The organism is Candidatus Hydrogenedentota bacterium, from assembly GCA_035450225.1.
In the GTDB taxonomy this organism is placed as follows: Bacteria; Hydrogenedentota; Hydrogenedentia; order Hydrogenedentales; family SLHB01; genus DSVR01.
The window spans coordinates 12379-29046 of sequence record DAOTMJ010000038.1; the positions used below are offsets into that span (position 1 = coordinate 12379).

Sequence of the window (16668 nt, forward strand, 5' to 3'; positions counted from 1 at the left end):
CGCCCCGCAATAAACCGGCGCAGAAAGGCCACGGGCGGCCCAAACTGGACCGCCCGCGTGTTGCCTGGGGGAACGTGTTATTTCTCTTCTTTGGGCACCTTGATTACGGTGATGTCCTGTTCGCCGCCGGCGCGGATCAACCCGATCAGGAGGGATTTGCCGGGCTGGGCATTTTCCTTGACAAGGCTGTGGAAGTCGTCCGCGTTCTTGACCGGTTTTTGGGCGATTTCGACAATCACGTCGCCCTGGCCGATGGGGGGTCTGGCATCCTCGGCCGGACTTCCGGGTTCGACGTCGGTCACGATCGCGCCGGTGGCGCCGGGTTTCAGGCGCAAGCGCTCGACCAGTTCCGGCGTCAGGTTTTCGACACGCAAGCCGAGCGTGATCTTGCCGCGCGAGGCCTCCTTCACGCTGCCGGCCCATTCGTCGAGCGTTACTTCCACTTCCTGGGTCTTCTTGTCGCGCCATATCTCGATTTTCACCGGGGTGCCGGGGGCGATGTCGCTGATTTTGCGGACAAGGTCGGCGGAATTTTCGACCTCGGCGCCGTTGACCTTGCGCAGCACGTCATAGGGTTTGATGCCGGCCTTTTCGGCGGGCGTGCCCGGCTGGACGTTCTTGACGAACGCGCCCTTGTTGTCGGGCAGCCCGACGCCTTCCGCGAACGAATCCACATTCACGATGCCGACGCCGAGGTAGCCGCGTGTAACCTTGCCCTCCCCGATAAGCTTGGGCACGATGTTCTTCGCGGTGTTGACCGGAATCGCAAAACCGATCGAGTTCGCCCCGTATACGATGGCGACATTGATGCCGATCACTTCACCTTCGAGATTGCAGAGCGGCCCGCCGCTGTTGCCGAGATTGATCGCGGCGTCGGTCTGGATAAAATTCTGGAAACGCAGGCCGGGCAACATCAATTCGTTGCGGCCCAGCGCGCTGATGTGGCCGAACGAAAACGAGCCTTCAAAGCCCCGCGGACTGCCGACGGCTATCGCGAATTGCCCCACCTGTAACGCATCGGAATCGCCCAGCCGTGCAACCGGCAGATCGCCGTCCGGTTCAATCTTGATGACCGCCAGATCGGTGTCGGGATCGCGTCCGATGATTTTCGCCGGATACTCCTTTTTATTCCACATCTTGACCGTGATTTCGGCGGCGTCTTCAACCACGTGGTTGTTGGTGATGATGTGGCCCTGCTTGTCATAGACGAATCCGGAGCCGGTGGCCATCCGCGGCATGCGGCGTGGACGCATCGGCATGTTGGGGCCCGGTTCCATCGGAATGCCGAAAAACCGGAACAATTCGTTGAAGCCGTCTATGTCTATTTCGCTGGACGGCCCGCCCCCCTTCGTTTCGATATTCACGACACAGGGCTGTAATTCTTGGTGCAGTTTGATGAACCCGTCCTCCATTTCCTTGAGCACGGGGCTCAGGGCCGGGGCGGCGCCGGCCATCGTCACAATCAGTGCCGCCGCGACAATCATGCAATAGGTTTTCGTCTTCATGTTTTGCTCCTTCTGGGGGATCGAAATCCCGCTAACGGTTTTCGGCGAGTGCGCGCGGGTGGATGGCTTCATGCAGCACCTCGCGGAACTCGTCCTGTTTTTCCTCTGTCTCAATCTTGCCTTTTTCCAACGTCACATAGAACGAATCGCGCACGCGGCGCGCGTCGGTGACGATGCACGCCGTTGAAATATCCAGGCCCGCGTGCGCCATGGCCCGGGTTATGTCGTACAGCAGGCCGGTCCGATCGCCCGTCTCGATGTCTATGACGGTATGCGTGAGCGACGACTCGTTGTCGAACGAGATTCTCGTGCGCACGGGAATGCGCGGTTGCAGCAGCGCGAACAGCCGCCGCCGCGAGCGATCCACCAGATCCCGGATATCGGCGCCCTCGATCAACACGGCCCGCAACGCCCGTTCAAAGGCCTTGAATTGCCGGTCGGTCAGGGGGCGTCCCTGTGCGGCGTCCGATACCGTGAAACAGTCCACAACGATGCCGTCGGCCCGCGTGAACAGCGCGGCGTTGTTCACATCAATCAGTTCGGAGGCGAAACTGCCCGCAATCATTGAAAACAACCCGGGCCGGTCCGCGGTGCAGACGACGATTTCGCTCATGCCGGTTTCTTCGTGGGTCCAGCAATTCACGGCGAGGCCCCGCTCGCGGGCCAGCGACGCGCATTCGATGTGCATGGCGATGTGCTTCGGTGAAAAAGCGAGCAGATAGCGGTCGCCAAGGCCCCTCAAATGCGGCTCGATTTCTCCTTGAAGGCCGTTGGTCAGGAGATCGCGGACTTCGGCGGCTTTCGGGGACTTCCAGTATTCCTCGCCGGTGATCTTGGCGCGGCCCAGCAGGATCATCTCTGTTTTGAGGTAGAGTTTCAGCAGCAGCGCGCCCTTCCAGTCGTTCCAGACACCCGGGCCGACCGCAGCCAAATCCGCGTAGGACAGCAGAAACAGCAGGCGCAGGCGTTCCTCGGTTTTCATGGTCCGCGCAAATTCCTGAACGATGTGCGGATCGTCAATGTCGCGGTACTGGCTCAGGTTCGTCATGTCCAGGTGATGCTCGACCAGAAAGGCGATGAGTTCGGTGTCCTCGGGCGGCATGCCTATGCGCGCGCAGATGGTCTTCGCCGCCGCGACGCCCGCCTGTACATGGGTCTCGCCTTCCACTTTCCCCAGGTCGTGAAACAGGATGGCCATAACCAGAATGTACGGATCGGGCAGATGCTCAAGCGCGTTATGCAGGCACTCCGCGGCCGGTCCCTTCATGTTCCGCAGATCGGCCAGCGCCTCGATGGCGCGCAGGGTGTGTTCGTCCACCGGGAAATGATGAAAATCCTCATAGCAAATCCGCCCCTGAATGGCGGCGAATTCGGGCAGGTACCGTCCGAGCAGGCCGCGATGGGCGGCTTGCCGCAACGCGAAACCCGCCTGCGTGGGGCGGTTGCAGATGGCGATAAAGAAACGGCGCACCAAATCGTTCGCGCGAAAGGTGTCCGTCACAAGGTGAAGATTGGCGTGTATCCGCCGTTCGGTGGCCCGGCTGAGGGGAACCATGCGCCGCGCACATTCCCAGAAAACTTCCATGAGCCTTGACGGTTGTTCGGCGAACCAGCAGGGGTCCTCGCCGCCGGCTTCGAGTTGTCCGTCATGCACGAGAATCTGCGCGCGCGGCGAGAGCACCGTCGCCTCGACCGCGCCCATTTCAGGATGCTGGTTGCACGTAAGCGCGGCGATGTGCAGAAAGCGGTGCAGTTTGCGCGCGGCGGCATAATAATCCTGCATGAGCCGGTGCGTATCGTCTTCCGAACCGTGGCCATACCCGAAGGCCGCCGCCACGCGCTTTTGATTGTCGAACGTCAACCGATCGTCCTCGCGTCCGGCGGTGAAATGCAGTTCGTTGCGGATGCGCCAGATGAAATCAATCCCCTGGACGACGTCGAGGTGCTCCTGGGGCGACACGATGCCGAGCGCGGCGACGTCGTCGAGCGTGAGCGGACCGTAGGTCATCATCAAGATCCACAGCGCGGTGTGGAAATCGCGCAAACCGCCCCGGTTCTCCTTGATGTTGGGTTCCGCCTTGTAGAGATCCCGGTATTCCGGTTCGAGTTCGGCGTAGCGCGCCGCCGTCTTCGCGCGAATGAAAGCCGCCGACGCCTCGTCGTCGCCGCGAAACGCTTCGCGGAGATTCAGTTTCAGCCGCGCGAACGTCGTGCTGTCGCCGGTAATCAGGCGCGACTCCAAAATGCAGGTGTAGACCTTCAGGTCGGCCGTCGCGAGTTCGACCGCCTCGTTCACGCTGCGAATCGAATAATTGAGCACGAATCCCGTGTCCCATAAAAACGGAACGACATAGGCGTTCAAATCCTTGATGTGCCCGTCGAGCACGCCGTCGTACAGAAGGCACACATCCAAGTCGGAACACGGACTCAACTCCGCGCGGCCGTATCCGCCCAACGCGCAGAGCGCCACGCGCGACATCAGCGCCGACCGATTCGCCACGGTGTACAGGCCAAACTCGAATATGCCCCGCAACAACAGGTCGGCCGTCTCGGCCAGCGCGCGCACGACATCCAGGCCCGATTCCCCGGCGGCATGGCGTTCCCGAATGGCTGTCCGGCGTTCGAGGGCATAGGCCCGCGCCGCCGCGACGCATTCCTCGCGGGGGACTTCCCGGAAGGCCGGATCGTTGGCGCGGGCCATCGCGGTCAATTCGTCAAATCGCAGGGTCATGGCTTCGCGGCCCCTCCCGGCTGCGACGGCGCCGGTTCCGGCGGGCGCACATACGGCGGCCCGACGGGGATCAATTCGCCGGCATGGACCCAGCCGCGGTCGCCGTTCGCCGTCGTCACGCGCATCCAGCCGTCCGTCTGCTTGTCAACGGCGACCCGATCGCCTTCCGCCAGTTCAAACCGTACCGTTTCGCTGTCGTCGGTGCCGTAGTGCGCGGCCACGCGATCACCCACCGCCACGGCCAACGTCATGGGATGCGCCTTGTGCCAAGCGGACACGCCGAAGATTAGCGACAATACGCCAAGGATCGCCGCCGTGCGCCGCAAATAGCGCACCGGACGCCAAAACCGCACGGTGGCCGTAATCCAAAACGCCCACCAGAACAACATCGCAAGCCGGTACGACGTGTAACGACCTGTGTCGTAGTGCCAGAAAAACAGGCTCAATTTCCAATCGGGCGGCATGCCGGGTCGCGCCAAACGGTGCTTGGTCTCGCGGACGGCCTTGGCCAGGTTTTCCCGCGCGTTCTCGAAACCCGGATCGAGATGCAACGCCCGCTCGTAGTTCGCGATGGCGGGCCCCAGCCGTCCCGAACGATAGTAAGCATTGCCCAGGTTGTAGAACACGGCCGGCTCCGTGACGTCCTCGGCTACAATCTGCTCGAAGGCCTGGATGGCCGCCGCGTAGTCGCCCGTCGAAAAGGCGGCGCACCCCCGGTTGAATGTGTCGTGGTAGGCGTTCGCGCCATACAGCATCAACATGCAGGCCAGCAGGTTCATGGGCGGCGATCCTTTTTCAGCGTCTCGTCAAGACGTTCAATCGCCTGTACGGCGGCATCCGCCAATGCCTGCACTTCCGGGCCGGACAGTTTCCCTCCGGCGTATCGGGCGCGTTCGCAGGCGCGTAGAATCTTGACGACCTGCCCGGTGTCGTCCGATCCGATGCCGTGCGACTCGTAGATTTGCCGCACGTCATCCGAAGTCATGCCGGACTCGACCCTGTTGAATTTATCGGCGATATAGCCAATCAGGGCCCGGTACAGTTCGTCGGACGGTTCCGGCGATTGCCCGATAGTTTTCAGGTGTTTAAGGAAACGGGCCTTGGCGCCGTGGCTTCGCGCCAGCCCCGTGTCCTGCTCAAACCGCCGTCTGCGCCGCGTATAGGCCGCCACGACGCCGCAGGCCGCGACCGGACAAATCAGCGCCGCGCCGGTGTTAATGGGCGATGGACGGTACGGGCGCAGTGGGCCGGGATTCGTCACAATGGGAAGAATGTCCTCGCCGATGACCTCGACCTTTCCTTTTTCAGTCGGCGCGTGTTCCGTTACCAGTGTGCGCGGCTGCGACGATTCAACCGATTTCAGGACCGTGACCGTGAACGGCGCGGTCTGCTCGGTTTTATATGCGCCCTCCGTGGCGTCGAAATAGCAATACGAAATAGCGGGGATTTCAAGCGTGCCGGGTTCGAGCGGCGTGATGGTATAGGAAAAGGTTTTTTCAACAGCCGGACCGGATGGCGACTGGATTTCCTGCGACTGTTTCTCCGGATCGGAAATATAGACATTTTCGATTTTCGGCATGCGCGGGGCGCCGATGGCGTCGGGGTTGCCGCGGCCCGCGATGCGCACCGTCAATTTGATTGGGACGCCCTGCATGGCCTGATCGCGCTCCAATTGCGCCTTGATTGTAAACGTTCCCACCGCCCCGCTGAAATCTGGAGGACGGTCCGGCAACGGCTTTACCTTGATGTCAATCGGCTGCGTGTCGAGCGCAAAGTGCTGTCGTTGAAACCCGTACATGCCCGCGCCTTCCCAATGCCATGCGCCGATCACGAGATCCCCCGTCGCCGTGGGATACAGCACTTGCCGGAATTCCGTCACCGCGTAATTCCAGTTTCCCCGTGTTTTCGACACACGCTGTGGCTCGAGGGTAACTGCATAAAAACCGTCGCTGTCGGGATATTTAATGTTCCCGCCCGAATACGACGAGACTTGAAGCCCGTTTATGTCCAGACACCACAGGCTCAGCGTCAATTGGATCGGTTCGCCCTGAAAAACCTCATGCTTGTCCACCGTGCTTTCGATGAACACGGCGTCTTCCCATGTCGGTTGATCGCCGCGTTGCGGTTCCGGTTCGGAACGCCCCGGCCGGGTGGACGAAACCGCCTCCTGTTGGGTTTGTGAAGCGGCGCCCGTTTCCAGGACGTTTATCAGGATCGGTTGCGTCGCCAAGGTCTTGCCGTCCACCTGCACCTGGATGGGTGGAATGGTGTACCGGCCGGGGCGAATCGCCTGGGCGTAGTAGCCAAACGTTTGCGTTCGAGCGACAATGCTGCGGCCTCCGCTGAATTCGACCTGCATCTGCGAACCGGTCTGATCCGCGCGCTTGTTGATATGCAAACCGTCCACGTCGGGTATCGTTATTTCGCCGACCTCGTTGCCGGTAACCTGCACGGTCAACAGAAACGGACGCCGCACCGTCACGGTGTTGCGATCCACCGAGGCGCGGACTTCCGGTTCCGCCGCCCCAGCGGCGCCGGCCAGCAAAGCCATGATTACGATTGCCACGCGGCGCATTACCACCACTCCTTGCGCATCTTGATTTCTTTTCGCTGGTTCAACATGTCGCGCTGTTCGCGATGATCCGTATCTTCCAACGATTGCAGAAGCGCTTCAACATTCTGTTTGTCGTCCGGCTTGGCCTCGTCCTGCGATTGCTCCTGCTGTTCCTTTGGCTCCTCCTTGGCGTCTTTCAATTCCGCTGCTTCCCGCGTCTCCCCGGATTGTTCGTCCTTTTGCTCCTCGTCCTTGCCGGCTTGTTGCTCTTCCGGTTTTTTCTCATCCGGCGCGCCGGACTCATTCTGGTTTTGTTGATCCTTCTGTTTCTGGTTTTGATCGTCCCCGCTGTCCTTGTTCTGATTGCATTCGCCTTGCTGCTCTTGGGGCGGCGGCGGATTTTGGAGCATGGTCTTGAGCACGTAGCGCATGTAGTCGAGTTTGGCGCGCGCGCCTTCGTGTTCGGGATACTGTCTCAGAAACGATTCATACTCCTTGACGGATTCCTCAAAGGCTTTGACGGTTTCCTCGTATTTCTGCGCCTCCCTGGATTGCAGCGCGATCTGCGCAACCGTGTTTGCATGCTGAAACGCTGCGTTTTGGCGGACTTCGGGATCGCGCGCATTCAAGACTTTTTCAAAATTCTTTTTGGCCTCTTCAAGCGAGACCAATGCGTCCTGCGCCTGTTTTTGATCCCCGGCTTCCTTGCCCTGCCGGTAATGCGCGCAACCCAAGTTGTAGTAGAGCGTTTCCGATTCCGGATCTTCCGTTTGCAAATCGCGATACGCCGACAGCGCCTCGTCTATTTTGCCGCTGATCAATGTTGCGTTGGCCTTGTCGAGCCGCTGCCGAAACGACTCCGCCGCCCACCCGTCCAGGGCAATGGCCATAAGGGCGATCAATGCCAGCCAATCCTTACGCATGGGCGCGGCCTCCCAGGTCGGCCCCATCCGTTTCAGCCGCCATGTTCCGCAAGCGCCGCATTCGCAGCCACGGCATGATCGCCAGCCAGATTCCTTCGCCCGCGAAACAGAGAATGCCCAGGCCCAGCGGCCACTGGTACCGGTTGACCAGGCGCAACCGCACGTCGCTGGACGCGGTGTACGCCGTCAATTTGTTGATGTAATCATAGATTTGATTGATGTCGGAATTGTCCGGCGTGGATCGAATATAGCCGCCCTTGCCCGCGATGGCTATCTTCGACAGCGTTTCCTCGTCCAATTTTGAAAGATGCGTTTTCTTGCTTCCCTGGGCGCCGGCATACCGGCTCATCCACTCCGGAAGCGTGATTTCCGTTCCGTTGGGATCACCCACGCCTATCACGTAAACACGGGCGAATTCCGAGGCTTTCTCCGCCTCCTGCACCGCGTCGCCGGCAACCTGTTCACCGTCCGATATCAGCAAAATGGCCCGCGACGCGCTGTCCGAAAGGCCGGTCCGTTCCGTTTCGTCCTTGTAAACTTTCACGGCTTCGCGGATAGCCATGGCGATATCCGTTCCTTCCGCACTGATGGTATCGGTGTCGGTGGCGGCCAAAACGGACTTGAAGTAGCCAAGGTCGTGCGTCAATGGACATTCCAATGCGGGCGCGCCCGCAAACGCAATCAGCGCAAAACGATCGCCCGGATTGCGATCGAGGATCGAAAGAATCTTCTGTTTGGCGCGTTCAATCCGCGACGGCAGCGGGTTCGCCGCGTTCATGCTTTCCGAGGTGTCCAGACACACGACGATATCGTGGCTCTGCTGCCGGATCTCGCGCCATGCCTGGCCCCAATGCGGCTGGGCCAAAGCCAGCGCCAGACATGCCGTTCCCAGAACCGTCAGCCAGAACAACGGACGGCGCATGGCCGGGTCGTATCCCAAAATCAACCGCGGCGCCAAGGCGGCTTCCACAAAAGCCGACAGCCGCCGCTGTCGGCGCCGTTCCAACGCGCGCAGCGCCAAGACCACGCCCGCCAGCAGCAGCACGGCCACGCCAAGCCACAACGCCAATTGGCTGAAAGGAAATATAAACTCAATATGCATCATGCCCATTCGACATTCACGGACTACTTGCTATTGGCCACTGCCTGCCTCTCACGGAATCGCCTCAAACCAATACCGCCGCGAGAAAACCGAGGCGAGCACCAGCGCGCCACCCAATGCGGCAAACGGGAAAAAGCCTTCCTTGTGTTCATAGTAATCGCCCAGTTCGACTTGGGTCGTTTCAAGTTTGTTGATCTCGCGATAGGCTTCCTGGAGCGAGGAAGTGTCCGTGGCGCGAAAGTACTTGCCGTCGGTCACCGCCGCGATCTTCTTCAGCGCATCCTCGTCTACGCCGTCCGCGGTGCGTTGCAAGACGGGTCCAAACAGCGTCTGCACGGGCACCAGGCCGCCTTCGGCGGACCCGGCCCCGATCGTGTAAATTTTGATGCCGTACTCCTTGGCGAGGTTGGCCGCGGTCATGGGCGCGAGTTCGCCGGAATTGTTCAACCCGTCCGTCAGGAGAATGATTATCTTGCTCTTCGCCTCGGACTTGCGCAAGCGGCTCACGGCAAGGCCTATCGCCGAACCTATGGCCGTTCGCTGTTTGTTCGGATCGTCCACATTCACTTCGGCGCGGTCCAGTTCGCGTTCCAGCACGCCGTAATCGAGCGTCAGGGGGCACTGCGTCCACGCATACGTCGCGTACAGAATCAGTCCGACACGGTCCAGCCCATACCGGTCGCCCGCGCGGATTTTCCGGCTTTCGATGAAATCGCGCACCGCCTCTTTCGTGACATAAAGCCGGTCGCGGCGCTGTCCGCCGGAAACGAAATCCTGGGATTTCATGCTGCCCGACACGTCCACGCACAGCATGATATCCACCACATCCGCGCGATCCTTGCGCACCTGATATCCCATGATGGGGCGCGCCATGGCAAAAACCAGCAACGACAGACCCAGCGCGCGCAGGATCGCCGGAATGTGCCGTTTCAGATAGGCCCGGCGTCCGCGAATGCGGCGCACGGTTTCGCCGGTCGAAATATCAATGGCTCCCGGCATCCGCGCCGTGATTTCAGCCGCCAGCACCGCCGCGACACCCACCAACAACAGCAGCGCCCACGGATTCATCAGCGCATTGAACGTGAAGGGCAGCGGGGAGATCATGCGGCGGCCTCCTGCGCCGGCGTTTCCGCCTGTGGCCGCGGAACCGTCTCGTCCACGAATTGCAGCACCACCGAAAAACAATGTTCCATTTCCGCCAGCGTCGGAATGTACTGCGCAAACTTCACCCGATCGCAATGTTTCAGGAAACCCGACAGCAATTGCTGCTGGCTTTCATTGAAAATGCCGGCCACCGCCGCCGCCGCGAGGAATTCCTGTGTCGTCTGTTCGGGGGCGTGGACGCTGAAACGATCCTCGATGTAATACCGCAGGATCGCCGACAGGTCAACATAATACGGCTCATGTTTTCCGGCCTTCGGCCATTGGCGTTGATCAAGTTCGCGCAGGCGGCGATAAGCGATTTCCCACGGCGGAACCGGCGGCGGTTCGGCGGGCTTGCGCCGGCCGCGCCAATAGAAATATCCCGCCCCGGCCGCCGCCAGCACAACCGCGCCTGCCAGCGCCCCAATTCGCCAACCGCGCAGACGCCCGTCCGGGATTCCAAGCGGCGCGGCCACGTCCGCCGTTGCGGCCGCCGCCTCGATTTGTTTCACCTCGTCGTCCGTGGGTGCGCGCACCAGCAGCGCAAGGGACGGAATAACCGCGCTGTTTCCGTCGCCCCATGTTACGTCCGCCGCCGCGATGACATATTCCTTCGCGAACACCGGATCCAGCGTGTAGGTCTCGGTAATTCGCCGCGCACCGCCTTTCAATGGCGTGGTTTCGCGGTGAATGTCCGCGACGGCCAACCCCCCGAACTTGTCAATCATATCGGGCAGTTTCGGATCGATATCCTTGGGTGTTTCCACCACAACGGTAAAACGGGCCTGCCGGTGGAACGGAATCACCGGCGGATCGAGCGTGGCATAGGCGTTGACCGCCGGCGTGTCCGCCGCGGCCGCCATCCATATCGCCAAACCGGCCCACCACATCGCTATTTCTTCTCGCCTTCCTGAAGACGGTCGAGGTACAGGCGCACCTCGCGCGCCTTCAACGTCTCTTCGATGATGGACGAAACTTTTTCCTGTTCCTTGCGCATCTGGTACATCCGCGTGGCCCGGTCTTTCACCTCGTCATACGGCAAGATCTTCTCCGGCGTGACCGATTCCACCTTGAAGACATACCATTCACCGCCGGCGGACACCGGACCAACCACCGCGCCCGGTTCCGCGGAAAACAACTCTTCCGGCGCTTTCTCCAAATCCTTTACGCCGGGCATCGGACCGCCCTTGCGCACCACCACCGGTTTTTCGATGAATTCCGTGATGGCCCTGGCCGCCTCTTCGGTCCCGGCCTTCGCCACGCGCACCTCCGCCATGGCCGGTTCCGTGAACAACGCCGGCTCGGCCTTGTAGAATCGCTCGACGTCTTCCGGCGTAATCTGCACATCCTTGCGCACTTCATCCGCGATCAACTTCTGCACAATCATCGAATCGAGCTGGCGTGCGAGCAGATCCTGCACCTCCGGCGCCTTGTCCAGTTCAAGACGGCGCGCCTTGTCCAGCAACAGCCGTTCCGCCACCAAATTCTTGAGCAACTCCGCTTTCTTTTCCGGCGCGTTGAACGAATCCTTCGCGGCGGGCGGCAATTGCTCGATTTCCATTTCCAAATCCCGCTTTGTAATCGCCTCGTTCCCAAACTCCGCCAGAATGACATCGTCCGCCTTCACTTGCGACGCGTCATGTTTCACGTCCGACCGCTTGCGCAATTCGTGCCGCAAATCCACGTTGCGGCCCAATTTGTCGAGGCACAACACGACTTTCTTGTTGATTTCTTCCTTCAATTCCGATTTCGGATCGAGATATTCGGCCTGATACAAATAAGGAAGGGCGGTTTCATATTTCTCGTCCTCGATGGCCAATTTCGCCACCGAATAACAGACCTTCGCCCGCTCCGGAAGAGTCAACGGCGCGTTTTTCAGGTATTCCTCGTAAGCCGCAATCGCGGGGCCGGCCAGTTTCTTGTTGGCCAGGCGCACCGCGTATTCGCGCTGTTGTTCAAGTGTCAAGCCGCCGCTGGTTCCCTCGGACACGGCGGGCCGGGCCGCCGGTTCGCGCAGCAGCAGAACGGCCAGCGTTGCGAATCCCGCAACCAGCAGAACCAGATTCGCAATCGCCAACGCATGGTTCCCTTTCGGCGCGGCATCGTATTGCGCCCGGAACGCCTTCAACCGATCCGGCGATTGATCACTCATCCCCTGTCTCCTTGAATCTTGCGCCTTGCGCCTTAGGCATACCGCCGCTCCCGCATCCGGAAAAACCGGTATAATTCCGGAACATACGGACGATCCGTCCGTACATGAATCGCGTCCACACGCGTCCGCTGAAACACCTGATCCCGCCGCTTTGCGCGTTCCGCCGCCGCCTTCTCATACGCCTTACGCACCGCCGGATCGCTCGTGTCAATCAACGTTTCGCGCGTTGACTCCGGGTCCCGCACCGCCGCATAGCCCACATCCGGCAGCGTTTCCTCGCGGGGATCCGAAACGCTGACCGCAATCACGTCGTGACGACGGTTGGCCAGCCGCAACGGCACCTCATAGTTTTCCGCCATGAAGTCCGACACCAGAAACGCCACGGCCCGTCGCGTGGTCACGCCGTCAAGAAACCGCAGCGCGCGCGGGATGTCCGTGCCCGTGCCTTTGGGTCTGAAAAACAGCACGTCCCGGATCACGCGCAACACATGGCGCCGGCCCTTGCTCGGCGGCACGTACAGCTCCACATCGTCCGTAAAAACGATCAGCCCGACCTTGTCGTTGTTCTTGATTGCCGAAAACGCCAACACCGCGCACAATTCCGCCGCCAATTCGTTCTTGAAGCGTCCCACGCTGCCGAATCGTCCCGACGCGCTCGCGTCTACCAGCAGCATCACCGTCAACTCGCGTTCTTCCGCCAACAGTTTGACGTGCGGCATGCCCGTCCGCGCCGTCACATTCCAGTCAATCATCCGGATGTCGTCGCCCGGCACATACGCGCGGACTTCCTTGAATTCCATGCCCTGGCCTTTGAACACGCTTTCGTATTGTCCGGCCAGGATGTCGTTGACCACGTGGCTCGTGCGGATCTGTATCCGCCGAATCTGTTTCATCACTTCCTGCGGAATCATGACGCGGACACCTCCACGCCATGCGCAAGAAAGAATGAGGCGGAGACAAGGGAAATGCCGGAACGATCCGCGAATAAATGGCCCTCCCCTCTTTTTTCATACGACATATCGTGCCGAAAATCCATCTCCATCATCTCCAACATCTCCACATCTCCCTATCTTGCACGGCAGGGAAGCGGAGGATGCCTTCTCAGGGTACAGGAACAGTTTCCAGGATTTTCCGAATCACGTCCTCGCTGGTCATGTTCTCGGCCTCGGCCTCGTAGGTAACGATCACCCGGTGCCGAAGAACGTCCATCGCGACCTGTTTGACATCGTTCGGAAATACGTTTCCTTCCCCTTGCAGAAACGCCAACGCGCGGGCCGCCTGCTGGAGATAGATCGTCGCGCGCGGCGAGGCGCCGTATTCGATGAGATGGCGGATGTTCAATCCGAACGCATCGGGATTGCGGGTCGCCTGAACAATGTCCACGATGTAATTTTTTGCCTTGTCGTCCACATAAATCTGGTTCACGACTTCGCGCGCGCGCAGCAATTCGTCCTTCCGGACCACCGTCGAAACGTCCGCCTCCTTCAGAACGTTCACGCGGTCCATGATTTCGCGTTCCTCGACTTTGGTCGGATAGGTGATTTTCAATTTCAGCATGAACCGGTCCACCTGCGCCTCGGGCAGCGGATAGGTCCCTTCCTGTTCGATCGGGTTCTGCGTGGCGAGCACCATGAACGGCTCATCGAGCGGATACGTGGCTTCGCCGATGGTCACCTGCCGCTCCTGCATCGCCTCCAGCAAGGCGCTCTGCACCTTGGCCGGCGCCCGGTTGATTTCGTCCGCAAGAATGATGTTGCCGAAGACCGGCCCTTTTTTCGTCGTGAACTGGCCGTCCTTCGGGTTGTAGACCAGCGTGCCAATCAGATCCGCCGGCAGTAGATCCGGCGTGAATTGAATCCGGTTGAATTTGCAATCCATGGCATGGGCCAGCGTCTTGACGGCCGTCGTCTTCGCAAGACCCGGCACGCCTTCAATCAAGACATGTCCATTGGCGAGTAGGCCCACCAACAAACGATCCACCATGTATTGCTGGCCGACCACAACCCGCCCGATTTCGGCCCGCAACCGCTGCACGAACCGCGACTGCTCCTCCACGTTTCTGCGTATCGCTTCCACTACCGGCGTCATGATTGCAAAGTCTCCTTGTAACGAGCCACGGCGCGCTCGACATCGCGCCAATCGCCATCCATTTGATCGTCCGTCGGACGCACTCCGCGGTAGCCGACTTCCTGCATGCGTGCGGCCAACGTCGCGACACGGTTGGCCTGTTCGCCGTCCGCCGACGGAAGGGCCTGCGCGGCGCGATGCAATTCGCGGTAATAGCCGTAGAAATCGCCGTCCAGGCGATGTTGGCGGGCCGCATGCATCGCATGCTGGACGTGCGAACAGTCCACACCCGCGGGGGAGAGGGGTGGCTGGGGTCTGCGCGAGAACCGCGCAGACCACCAGCCGAGTGCAGTGAGGAGGAGGGAGGCCCCGAGGCCACCGAAGATCCAGACGAGAATCGTGCTGGAGCGCACCACGATGGTGAACGGGTCTGATCCGAGCGAGGGGGAGGCGCCGGAGTCAGGGGGGGCCGTTCCGGGTGCGGGTCTCTCCGCTGGGGGCGTGGCCTCGGGGATAAGGTAACGAACCCGAATCTTCGGCGATTGAAACTCGCCGGTCTTGTTCGGGACGATTTCCAGGGTCTGGGACACGACATTGACGCCGTCGCGCACGAACGCGCGAACTTCCGCCACGCGAACCGTGCCCCAGTCTATGGCATCCGCTTCCGCGGGTAATACCGCGAAATCCGAGGGACCACCCGGCCATGAAACCTCACACACCACGCGAAACGCGCGGTGCGGATGTGCCGGACCCTTTTCGGGAATTACCTTCAGTTCCGGGGCGGTTTCGGCCATGGCCGCTAACCCGCAGAACATGAGTCCCGTCAAAAATATCCGCACATCCAGCCGTTGATTCAACTTTCTGTTATTGCCTGCTTTCATGTACCTAGGAAAGCACCTTTCGTGCCAAATCTCTTGCATTTCATAAATGCTTGGGACGCAATGGTTTGAGTTTATGCCCCTTCGTTTCCCCTTGCCCGCTTTGGGGTTTTTTACTTCATTATGAACCAAATCTGGGGCAGAATGGTTCCAAAATCGAACCGGACACCGGCCATTTGGGTTCGTGTCATCGAAGTTTGGGTTTCGGGGCAGGCGGGGGCGCGGGCCGCTGCAGGTTGGCCAACTGACGCCGGGCCTGCGCGGCTTCCGGCGATCCGGGGGCATCGGCAATCAGGGCCGCATAGGTTTGCATGGCGGAGGCGCGATCGCCGATTTGGCGATAAAAGTCGGCCAGTTGCAGCCGAATTTCCAAGTTTTGGGGCTCCAGATTCATGGCCGTGATATATTCCGTCTGGGCTTGGGAATTCTGGCGCATGCGCTGGTGCATCTGCGCAAGATCGCGGTGGGCGTCGGCGCTGGCGGGCGCCATTTGCGCAATCGTGGAATACAGGGCAAGCGCATCGCTCCGCGCGCCTGTCCGTGCATGGTATTGCGCCATGGATCGCAGGGCTTCGATTGAACCGGGCGCCTGGTTTACCCATGCCTGCAATGCCGCGCCCTCTTCCTGCGGCAGGCCCAGACGGCGGTACATCGAGGCGGCCATCGAATAACTGCGCGCGTCGTCCTTGGCCAACGCCTGGAACCGCTGGAGTTCGCGATACGCCTCGGAATCCATCCCCATCCGTTCATACAATGACGCCTGCTGGTAATGCGGCATGGCATCCTGGGGGCGGTTTGCGCTCCAATCGGCGTACAACCGGTTTTCCTCGGCGGTCATGCCGAGCGTGTGGTAAAGATTGGCCAGGGCTTTATAGGCCTGGCGGTGGGTCGGGTCCATGGCGAGCGAATTGCGCAACATTTCTATGGCTTCATCAAAACGGCCCTGGCTGATGGCCTTCTGGGCGTCCTTGACCATGCGGGTAGCTTTGGCGGCCACCGCCGGGCTCGCGTAGGAATCCCCCTTGGACAGATTGTTGCGCGGGCCGGCATTCTTGTGCAGGCGCTCCAATTTGTTTTCTGACTTTGCCAAAGCCTTCTCCAAACGGGCACGGGAAATAGTTATCTCTTTTTCCACGGGCGCATCCACGTCGGGATTCTCTTCGACCGAGTCCAATTCGGAGGCCGGCTCGACATCAAGACTTTCCGTGTTGGCGGTTATCGCGGTTTCCGCCGCTTCATGCGAAAAGGTTTCCGACGCAACCGGGCCGGAGGCGGTCGGCTTCATCTCCGTCTGTGCAGCCTGGATTGTGTGCAAGCGCCACGTCTGAACCGCGCCAAACGACGCGGATACGATGCAACAGCCCGCCAAAAGCCCGATCGTTATACGGGTATCCAACACTTTTCCATCCTCGTATCGAATGGTTCCAATCTAAACAACCCCGACAGGACGCACAGGTTCCACAACAAAATCCTTTGCAGAGCGACGACCGTCTGCGTGTCAGGACATGGCCTTCTCGATCCTAGCGGGACGACGTTACCGTAACGCGGCATCTTACCGCGCACCTGACGCTCGGGCGGATTTGCGGCATCAATGCCTCTTGCCGCGAGGCGGC

At 60.4% G+C, this 16668-nt stretch carries 13 protein-coding genes; all 13 read right to left on the reverse strand.

All coding sequences use genetic code 11. The features are described 5' to 3' along the window. Window positions 1-77 precede the first annotated feature (77 nt). Window positions 78-1505 (reverse strand): PDZ domain-containing protein, encoded by a 1428-nt coding sequence (locus P5540_16070; GenBank protein HRT66333.1) that lies wholly within the window; start codon window positions 1503-1505, stop codon window positions 78-80. A gap of 31 nt (window positions 1506-1536) precedes the next feature. After that, a complete protein-coding gene (gene glnD / locus P5540_16075; protein HRT66334.1) occupies window positions 1537-4236 on the reverse strand; it encodes a [protein-PII] uridylyltransferase in 2700 nt (899 codons plus the stop codon). After that, window positions 4233-5015, reverse strand: a complete 783-nt coding sequence (locus P5540_16080; GenBank protein HRT66335.1) for a tetratricopeptide repeat protein — start codon at window positions 5013-5015, stop codon at window positions 4233-4235. Before P5540_16080 ends, glnD begins: the two co-directional genes overlap by 4 nt. After that, window positions 5012-6811, reverse strand: coding sequence for a BatD family protein (locus P5540_16085; protein HRT66336.1), 1800 nt, complete (start codon window positions 6809-6811; stop codon window positions 5012-5014). Before P5540_16085 ends, P5540_16080 begins: the two co-directional genes overlap by 4 nt. Next, window positions 6811-7713 carry a hypothetical protein gene (locus P5540_16090; GenBank protein ID HRT66337.1) on the reverse strand — a complete coding sequence of 301 codons (903 nt, stop codon included), beginning with the start codon at window positions 7711-7713 and terminating at the stop codon, window positions 6811-6813. Before P5540_16090 ends, P5540_16085 begins: the two co-directional genes overlap by 1 nt. Further along, the gene (locus P5540_16095; protein ID HRT66338.1) at window positions 7706-8818 is read right to left on the reverse strand and encodes a VWA domain-containing protein; all 1113 of its coding nucleotides are present in this window, start codon (window positions 8816-8818) and stop codon (window positions 7706-7708) included. Before P5540_16095 ends, P5540_16090 begins: the two co-directional genes overlap by 8 nt. A gap of 48 nt (window positions 8819-8866) precedes the next feature. Next, on the reverse strand, window positions 8867-9919 hold the full coding sequence (locus P5540_16100; protein HRT66339.1) for a VWA domain-containing protein: 1053 nt from the start codon (window positions 9917-9919) through the stop codon (window positions 8867-8869). Continuing rightward, window positions 9916-10848: a hypothetical protein gene (locus P5540_16105; protein HRT66340.1), complete on the reverse strand. Its 933-nt coding sequence runs from the start codon at window positions 10846-10848 to the stop codon at window positions 9916-9918. Before P5540_16105 ends, P5540_16100 begins: the two co-directional genes overlap by 4 nt. A gap of 2 nt (window positions 10849-10850) precedes the next feature. Then, a complete protein-coding gene (locus P5540_16110; protein ID HRT66341.1) occupies window positions 10851-12110 on the reverse strand; it encodes a peptidyl-prolyl cis-trans isomerase in 1260 nt (419 codons plus the stop codon). A 32-nt stretch (window positions 12111-12142) separates the two neighbouring features. Further along, a complete protein-coding gene (locus P5540_16115) occupies window positions 12143-13021 on the reverse strand; it encodes a DUF58 domain-containing protein (GenBank protein ID HRT66342.1) in 879 nt (292 codons plus the stop codon). A gap of 190 nt (window positions 13022-13211) precedes the next feature. After that, window positions 13212-14198 carry a MoxR family ATPase gene (locus tag P5540_16120; GenBank protein HRT66343.1) on the reverse strand — a complete coding sequence of 329 codons (987 nt, stop codon included), beginning with the start codon at window positions 14196-14198 and terminating at the stop codon, window positions 13212-13214. Beyond that, the gene (locus P5540_16125; GenBank protein ID HRT66344.1) at window positions 14195-15058 is read right to left on the reverse strand and encodes a hypothetical protein; all 864 of its coding nucleotides are present in this window, start codon (window positions 15056-15058) and stop codon (window positions 14195-14197) included. Before P5540_16125 ends, P5540_16120 begins: the two co-directional genes overlap by 4 nt. A gap of 184 nt (window positions 15059-15242) precedes the next feature. Beyond that, window positions 15243-16454 (reverse strand): tetratricopeptide repeat protein, encoded by a 1212-nt coding sequence (locus tag P5540_16130; GenBank protein HRT66345.1) that lies wholly within the window; start codon window positions 16452-16454, stop codon window positions 15243-15245. Between the last annotated feature and the right edge of the window lie 214 nt (window positions 16455-16668).

Coding starts and splice junctions, on each gene's coding strand:
- P5540_16080 (HRT66335.1), bottom strand. CDS start 5,015: ATGAACCTGCTGGCCTGCATGTTGATGCTGTATGGCGCGAACGCCTAC.
- P5540_16070 (HRT66333.1), bottom strand. CDS start 1,505: ATGAAGACGAAAACCTATTGCATGATTGTCGCGGCGGCACTGATTGTG.
- P5540_16105 (HRT66340.1), bottom strand. CDS start 10,848: ATGTGGTGGGCCGGTTTGGCGATATGGATGGCGGCCGCGGCGGACACG.
- P5540_16125 (HRT66344.1), bottom strand. CDS start 15,058: ATGAAAGCAGGCAATAACAGAAAGTTGAATCAACGGCTGGATGTGCGG.
- P5540_16110 (HRT66341.1), bottom strand. CDS start 12,110: ATGAGTGATCAATCGCCGGATCGGTTGAAGGCGTTCCGGGCGCAATAC.
- P5540_16090 (HRT66337.1), bottom strand. CDS start 7,713: ATGCGTAAGGATTGGCTGGCATTGATCGCCCTTATGGCCATTGCCCTG.
- P5540_16115 (HRT66342.1), bottom strand. CDS start 13,021: ATGATTCCGCAGGAAGTGATGAAACAGATTCGGCGGATACAGATCCGC.
- P5540_16100 (HRT66339.1), bottom strand. CDS start 9,919: ATGATCTCCCCGCTGCCCTTCACGTTCAATGCGCTGATGAATCCGTGG.
- P5540_16085 (HRT66336.1), bottom strand. CDS start 6,811: ATGCGCCGCGTGGCAATCGTAATCATGGCTTTGCTGGCCGGCGCCGCT.
- P5540_16095 (HRT66338.1), bottom strand. CDS start 8,818: ATGATGCATATTGAGTTTATATTTCCTTTCAGCCAATTGGCGTTGTGG.
- P5540_16120 (HRT66343.1), bottom strand. CDS start 14,198: ATGACGCCGGTAGTGGAAGCGATACGCAGAAACGTGGAGGAGCAGTCG.
- glnD (HRT66334.1), bottom strand. CDS start 4,236: ATGACCCTGCGATTTGACGAATTGACCGCGATGGCCCGCGCCAACGAT.